Raw genomic sequence first — 6,933 nt, 5'->3', positions numbered from 1 at the left:
CTACGGACTCATCTCCTTCTGCTGCCCGTCAACCTCGCCGGCAGTGCGGCGTCGGTGCTGCAGATCCTCACCGGGCGCAAGGCACGGTTCGCGCGGACGCCGAAAGTGTCGTCGCGCACCCGCGTGCCGGCGTTCTTCGTCCTGGCGCCCATGGCGATGGTGCTCGTCGCCGGCGCCGTCGGCGTGCGCGCGGGCACGGCCGGGGCGTGGGGGACCGCGGTGTTCGCGGGCTTCACCGCGGTCGCGACGCTGTGGGCGATCGTGCGCCTCATCGGGGTGCGTGCCGCGGCATCCGATCTCTGGTTCGCGTGGATGGACTGGATCTGGGTGGAGAAGAAGGATGCCGCCGCGCCCGCCCTCGTCACCTCGCCGCGGTGGGCCGTGGTGCTCGACGACGGTCCGCGCGAGGCGATCGGGGCGCTCTCATGAGCCCGGTGCACGCGCCCCGGCGCTCGCGATTCGCCGGACGAGAGCTGTCGTTCGGGCGGCTCGCTCTCAGCGTGGCCGTCGTGGTCGCGCTCGGGCTCGGCGCGACCGCGGCCGCCGTCGTGCCGACGCTGCCCCCGACGGTGACGGGCGCCGATGCCGCCCACCGCTGGTTCGCGCCGTACTACGACGTCACGCTCGAATCCGGTGATGAGCTTTCGCGCAGCACGATGGATGCCGCACCCGGCGGACTGGTGCTCGCCTTCGTCGTCGCGGCGAGCGACGACGACTGCACGCCCACGTGGGGGCGGACATACACCCTCGACGACGCCGCACAGCGCTTCCAGCTCGATCGTCGCGTCGAGCGGATGCACCGAGAGGGGCGCCCGCTCGCGGTGTCGTTCGGCGGCGCCCTGAACACCGAGCTGGCCTCCGCGTGCACGACGGTCGACGCCCTGGCAACGGCGTACGGCACCGTGCTCGACCGGTACGGCATCGACACGGTCGACCTCGATATCGAACGCGACGCCCTCGACGACGCGGCGGCGACGACCCGCCGCGCCGCTGCGATCGCGCTGCTGCAGAAGCAGCGCAGTGCCGAAGGCAGGGCGTTGCGGGTGTGGCTCACCCTGCCGGTCGCCCCCGACGGTCTCACCCCCCAGGGATCCGCCCAGGTCTCGTCGATGCTCGACGGCGGCGTCGAGGTCGCCGGCGTCAACGCCATGACGATGGACTTCAACGCCGACGATCGCACAGCCTCGACCTCCGCGCTCGCGATCAGCGCGCTGAACGCCACCGCGCGCCAGATCACCGACCTGTGGGGCGCCCACGGGCGTGCGCTGCCGCCGGGCGGGGCCTGGGCGCTGCTGGGTGCGACCCCGATGATCGGCCAGAGCGACATCGAGCGCGAGGTCTTCACCCTCGATGACGCCCGGGCGCTCGCCGCCTTCGCCTCCGCGCAGGGCGTCGCGCGGATGTCGATGTGGTCGCTCAACCGCGACCGCACCTGCGGATCGAACTACCCGCTCGTGCATCGGGTCTCGCCCCTGTGCAGCGGCATCGATCAGGCCGGCGTGAGCTTCGCCGGCATCCTCGCCGACGGGCACACCGGCACGCCGTCGGGGGAGCCCGTCACCCCGCACGACGGCCCGGTCGTCCCCGACGACGCCGCCACCAGTCCCTTCCCGTTGTGGACGTCGCAGTCGTTCTACTCGGCGGGGGTGTTCGTGGTCTGGCGCGGCTCGGTCTACGTGTCGAAGTGGTGGAACGAAGACGGCCCCCAGCCCGACGACCCCTCCCTGGATGCCGCGGCCTCGGCCTGGACCTACGTGGGCCCCGTGCTCTCGTCCGACCGCCCGTTCACCCTTCCTCAGCTGCCGGAGGGCACCTACCCGGAATGGTCCGCCGCCGCCTTGTACAACCAGGGCGACCGCGTCATGTACGACGGCAGCGGATACGAGGCACGGTGGTGGTCGCGCGGACAGCGCCCCGATCGATCGGTGCTCGACCACGACTACTCGCCGTGGAAGCTCCTCGACGGGTCGTGACCGCTGACGGCGTCGAACACGTGTGGGCGGCCGTCGACGGCGATGGTCGCCCGCACCGCTCTTCCGTCCGGATGCAGGCGCCCGACGACGTGCCGACGTGCCTCGGCGACGCTCTCGGCCATCCAGCCCACGGCCGCTTCGATACCGTCGTCCGCGCACCCGCCGCTGTCATCGAGCAGAACGACGTCGACTCCGCGCGCACGCGCCGCGGCGACGGCGCTGCGCAGAGGTTCACGTGCCAGCCCGCCGGCTCGGAGGTCATCACGCAGCCGGCCCTCCTGCGCCGCGTACGCGCGGCGCTCTTCGGATGAGGGAGGGCGCCCTTCGGCGATGCGGTTCAACAGCGGGACCACGGAGGCGGCGAGATCGTCGGCGCGTTCGCGCAGTTCGGCACGAGCCGACATCGACCAGCTCTGCCTCTCCGCCGCGGCGACGGCCTCGTGATGCAGCACGACGATGCGGCTCTGCATGCGCGCGATGACGTACAGCATCAGCGCGGCGACCCCGACGACGAGCCCCGGGCGGGTGACCAGCTGGAGGATCTGACCGGCGGCGACGCCCTGCGCGGCTCCCGCCGCGATCAGGACGCCGACGACGAGCGCGGCGCCGACCAGTGCCGTGCCGGTGCGTCCTCGCAGGGCCAGCGGCACGAGCAGGAACGACAGCGCCATCACCGGCCACAGGGTGCCGTAGGTGAGCGGGGCGACGACGACCGTCGCGATCGTCGTGCCGACCACCAGGGCGATGACACCGAACGACCGGGGCCATGACGGCGCCGCGGGCAGCGACCGGCGCAGCAGCTCGGCGGTCGTCAGGATCAGCACCAAGGCCGCCAGCTGCAGGGCCCACGTGTGCGGTGCCATGACCGTCGCGGCGGCTGCGCACAGCCCCTGCAGAACGACGTAGCCCACGCCGATACGGGTCACGCCGCGCCGCAGCGCCGCGGAGTCGGTGACCGCCGCCATCTCGACGCCGACGGCGGGTTTCGCGTACCGCAGTGTGACGCGGGTGCCGACGCCGGGCGCGGAGACGATCTCGGCGGCGCCGCCCGAGAGGCGTTCGATGCGCCCGACGATGCTCTGGCGGATGCCGAGCCGATCATCGCCGATCCGGGCCATCTCGAAGCCGGGACCATCGTCGACGATGTCGATGCGCACGTCGTTCTCCCGTGCGCGCAGATGCACCTGTCGCCGCGCGAGCGGGGCATGCCGGGCGGCGTTGGTCAGCGCCTGTCGTGTCGCCCCCAGCATCGCCGTGGTCACCCCGTCATCGAGCAGGAGGGGGCCGTCGATGTCGCAGGTCAGCTCCGCACCGTGCCGACGGGCTTCCGTGACGAGCTCGGCATCCAGGGGGAGAGGCTCGCGTGCGCCGTCGTCGACGAGAGATGTGACCATCGCCGCCGCGCGCCGCGCCTGGACGGCGAGCCGATCCAGCGGAACGGGCAGCTCGGAGGCGGCCAGCACGAGCGTCGCCAGCACCTCGTCGTGGACGAGGGCGGCCGCGTGCGTCCGCGCCGCCAGGCGGCCCCGCTCGGACGACTCGCGGGCGGCGGCGGCACGCCGCTCGGCCGCGGCGGCGTCCAGCCCGGCGCCCACCGACAGCACATGCCCGCCCAGCACGCAGACCACGGCCGCGGTCAGCAGGGCGTGCGAGTCGTTGACGATTCCATCCAGATCGAAGCCTCCGAACGTGAGACGGTAGGCGACTCCCGCGAGGGTCCCGATCGCCAGGGTGGCCCACGCCGCACGCGGACCGAAGGCGACGAGAGCGCAGGCCGTCGCGGCGCTGGAGGCGGTCAGCACCCATGGCATGCGCTCCACCTCCGACATCGCCGCCGCCGGGGCGAACAGGATGACCGTCGCCCAGAACAGCACCGTCGCCGCCCCCGCCGTACGGCGCAGCATCCGGGTGCTCAGCAGGGGAGAGGCCGCCCCGCCCACGATGGTGGTGGCCGCCGCGGCGATCACGACGATCAGATACCAGAGGGGGAGGACGGGGTGTTCGCGGGCCACGACGGTGACGTTGAACGTGCCGACGGCGGCGACCATCGCCCCGCTGGTGGCCAGCAGCACCCGCCGAGCCGCCCGCTCCGCGGCATCCGTGTCACTCACGCCGTGGCACCGGCACGTAGCCGTCTTCGAGGCCCCGCTGATACAGCTCGACCTTCGTCGCGGCCGGGCGCCCCAGCTGGTGGTAGACCGAGCGGATGCGACGGAGGTGATCGTTGACCGTGTTCTCGGAGATGAACAGCCGCGTCGCGACGTCCCGCGCCCCCAGCCCCGAGGCGTACAACGCCAGGACCTCGCGTTCGCGTGCGGTGAGGGGGGCGCCCTCCAGCAGGGGATCGGTGTCGAGCGCCGAGGCCCATTCCGCCGTCGAGACGTGTTCGCCGCGCGACGCCGACACGATCGCGGTCAACAGGCCCGCCGACGGCGCCGACTTCCTCACGACGCCGCGGATGTCGGCGCGTGAGGCGGCGCGCACGAGGTAGGGGTCCTCGCCCGAGGTCAGCACGAGGACCTGGGCGCCCCACTGGCGCAGCGCCGCGACGTTGTCCGCGGGATGAGTTCCGTCGCGCAGGCTCAGATCGAGCAGCACCAGACCGGCGCGCGGCGAACGACGCACCAGCTCGTCGACCGTGCGGGCGTGACCGACGAAGACGACGTCGGATGTCGCGGCGAGGAGGTTCTGCACCGCCATCGCGACGAGCTCGTGGTCGTCGACGACGGCGACGGATGCCGCATCCACCATCCCCAGGACACCTCTCTTCGAGCCGACCCCCCGGCGGTGGATGTGCCGCACCTCGCGCCGCTCCAGAATAGGGGCACGACGCGAGGCGCGCGCCGTCGATTCCGCATTATTACCGGTGGGCTCGCGGCGGCGTCCCCTCACGCCAGCAGTGTCTCGCCGATGTACCCGCCCGGCTGGCATCCCGGAGGGATGGCGAACACGGCCGACCCGATCGGCGTCGTCCACTCGTTGAGCAGGTCGAGCTCGTCGAGCCGCCGCTGGATGGGCACGAACTGAGCGTCGACGTCGGCCTGGAACGACACGAAGATCAGTCCGGAATCGGAGACGTCTCCCCCTGCCGGTCGCTCGTCGTAGTTGTAGCCACGACGGAAGATCCGCTGTCTCGCATCATCGGGCCGCGAGCGACGCATGTGAGAGAACTCGGGGATCACGGGGAAGCCGCTCGGGGTCTTCGCGTCGAAGTCGGGCTCGTCGTGCTCGGCCGTGCCGGTGAGCGGCGCGCCGTTGGACAGGGTGCGGCCGACGGAGTCCTCTCGACCCGGGCGGTCCAGCTTGTCCCACTTGTCGAGGTCCATGTGGATGCGGCGGACGACCGCGCCGGTGCCGCCGGCCAGCCACCCGGCATCCGACCAGACGACCTCGTCGAAGTGCGTCGTGCCGGGTTGCGGGTTGGCGGTGCCGTCGACCTGACCGAACAGGTTGCGCATGGTGGTGCCGGGAGCGACCGTGCCGTACGCGCGACGGAACCCCTGCTGCGTCCAGCGGACCTGGGCGAAGCTGCGCGCGTCCTTCAGCAGCATGCGCGTCGCATGGGCGACGGTCAGCGGGTCGTCGCCGGCGATCTGCAGCAGCAGGTCACCGTGGCTGAACTCGTCGCGCAGGCGGTCGATCCCGAACGGCGGCAGCGGCCTCAGCCATGCGGGCCCCGTGCCCTGGGCGCGAGCGACGAGGCCCGGCCCGAAGCCGAAGGTCACGGTGAGGCGCGCCGGTGCTGCGGCGAGTTCCGGTTCGGAGTCGGCGAGGGCGGGTGAGCCCTGGGTGAGCCGCCCGGCATCGTCGGACAGGACGCGCAACAGGCGCCGCAGCCCCTCGCGGTCGACGTCGGCACGAAGATCGAGCGCGACGAAGGTGGCGTGCGCCTGGGCGTCGGTGTCGATCCCGGCCTGATGCACGCCGTGGAACGGCACGACATCCGCGCCGTTGAGCGGGACGGATGCCGCCGCCGGCGGGCCCGCGGGTGCCGTGGAGGTGAGGGCGAGGTCGACGCCGATCGCAGCGGCGGCGCCGACACCGGCGACAGCCCCTCCGAGGAGGAACTGCCGCCGGGTCGACGACGGTCGACGCGCGCCCTGTTCGGGCGCCGCCATCAGTGGCTCGGCGTCGTCGAGGGAGTGGGGCTCATCTGCATGTCCCCGCCCTGATAGTTCTCGTTCGCGCCGGAGTAGTCCTTCACCGGCGCCGAGAACTCCGTGGTCGAGCCGTCGGAGAACGTCAGAGTGAAGGTGGTGTCCTCCCCGGCTTTCAGAGGAGCGGTCAGGTCCATCAGCATGATGTGATTGCCGCCCGGCTGGAGCACGAAATCGCCCCCGGCCGGAATGACGAACCCGCCGCTCTTCTCCTTCATGACCATGGCGCCCGACGCATCGGCGACGGTCTCGTGCAGCTGCAGCATGGACGATGCCGGCGAGGTCGCCGACACGAGAGTGATGTCCGTCTTCGAGTCGTTGTGGAGAGTGCCGAAGGCGGCGGACATGCCGGAGTCGGCCGCCTTGACCCACGCGTCGGAGATCGTCACGGCGGCGCCGCTGGTGTCGGCGGCGCTCGCCGACGTCGAGGGGGTTGATCCCGCCGACGGGGTCGTGGTGGCGCACCCGGCGAGCGCCAGCAGGCCGACGCTCAGCAGAGCGCCGGCGCGCGCGGCGACGGTCAGGCGGGTGCGGGTGGTGGTGTGGATGCTCACTGTGAAGTGCCTTTCTTACGGCGGAGGAGATGGAAGGCGGCGTGGGCGGCGACGGCGATGATCGCCCCGCCCGCGCCGACCAGGAGGATGCGGATGATCCCCTGGTCCTCTCGTGCGCTCTGGTCCTGTGGGGTGGTGTCGGCGGTGGCGGCGTCCGATGCTGCGCGTGTCGCCGGCGTGGCGACGGGTGTCCGCGTCAGCGGCGCCCGCCTCCGATCGTGAACGGGACGACTCCCCTGATCGGATGGC

General features: G+C 72.2%; 5 protein-coding genes and 2 pseudogenes. 2 read left to right on the top strand and 5 right to left on the bottom strand.

Features of this window, described 5'->3' with window-relative positions; genetic code table 11:
• Positions 1 to 429, top strand: a pseudogene (locus I5I_RS17015) (glycosyltransferase family 2 protein); the annotation flags it as partial.
• Complete coding sequence (locus I5I_RS00315; protein ID WP_051039401.1) at positions 426 to 1,973, top strand: carbohydrate-binding protein; 1,548 nt, start codon at positions 426 to 428, stop codon at positions 1,971 to 1,973. The pseudogene I5I_RS17015 and the gene I5I_RS00315, both read left to right, overlap by 4 nt.
• Here the strand turns inward: I5I_RS00315 and I5I_RS00310 are convergent.
• The 5 genes and pseudogenes from I5I_RS00310 to I5I_RS17230 all read right to left on the bottom strand — a co-directional run.
• Positions 1,940 to 4,084, bottom strand: coding sequence for a sensor histidine kinase (locus tag I5I_RS00310; RefSeq protein WP_036314874.1), 2,145 nt, complete (start codon positions 4,082 to 4,084; stop codon positions 1,940 to 1,942). The genes I5I_RS00315 and I5I_RS00310 overlap by 34 nt on opposite strands.
• Positions 4,077 to 4,865 (bottom strand): LuxR C-terminal-related transcriptional regulator, encoded by a 789-nt coding sequence (locus I5I_RS00305; protein WP_239639971.1) that lies wholly within the window; start codon positions 4,863 to 4,865, stop codon positions 4,077 to 4,079. The genes I5I_RS00310 and I5I_RS00305 overlap by 8 nt, the downstream gene beginning before the upstream one ends.
• Entirely contained in the window at positions 4,862 to 6,091 is a 1,230-nt protein-coding gene (locus tag I5I_RS00300; RefSeq protein WP_036314867.1) for a Dyp-type peroxidase, read from the bottom strand. The genes I5I_RS00305 and I5I_RS00300 overlap by 4 nt, the downstream gene beginning before the upstream one ends.
• Positions 6,091 to 6,684, bottom strand: a complete 594-nt coding sequence (locus I5I_RS00295; RefSeq protein WP_239639970.1) for a copper chaperone PCu(A)C — start codon at positions 6,682 to 6,684, stop codon at positions 6,091 to 6,093. Before I5I_RS00295 ends, I5I_RS00300 begins: the two co-directional genes overlap by 1 nt.
• A pseudogene (locus I5I_RS17230) lies at positions 6,681 to 6,933 on the bottom strand (hypothetical protein); the annotation flags it as partial. The gene I5I_RS00295 and the pseudogene I5I_RS17230, both read right to left, overlap by 4 nt.

This window comes from Microbacterium sp. B24 (assembly GCF_000333415.1).
Taxonomy (GTDB): domain Bacteria; phylum Actinomycetota; class Actinomycetes; order Actinomycetales; family Microbacteriaceae; genus Microbacterium.
Note: the sequence above shows the minus strand (reverse complement) of the source record. Positions and strands in the feature narration are given on the sequence as shown.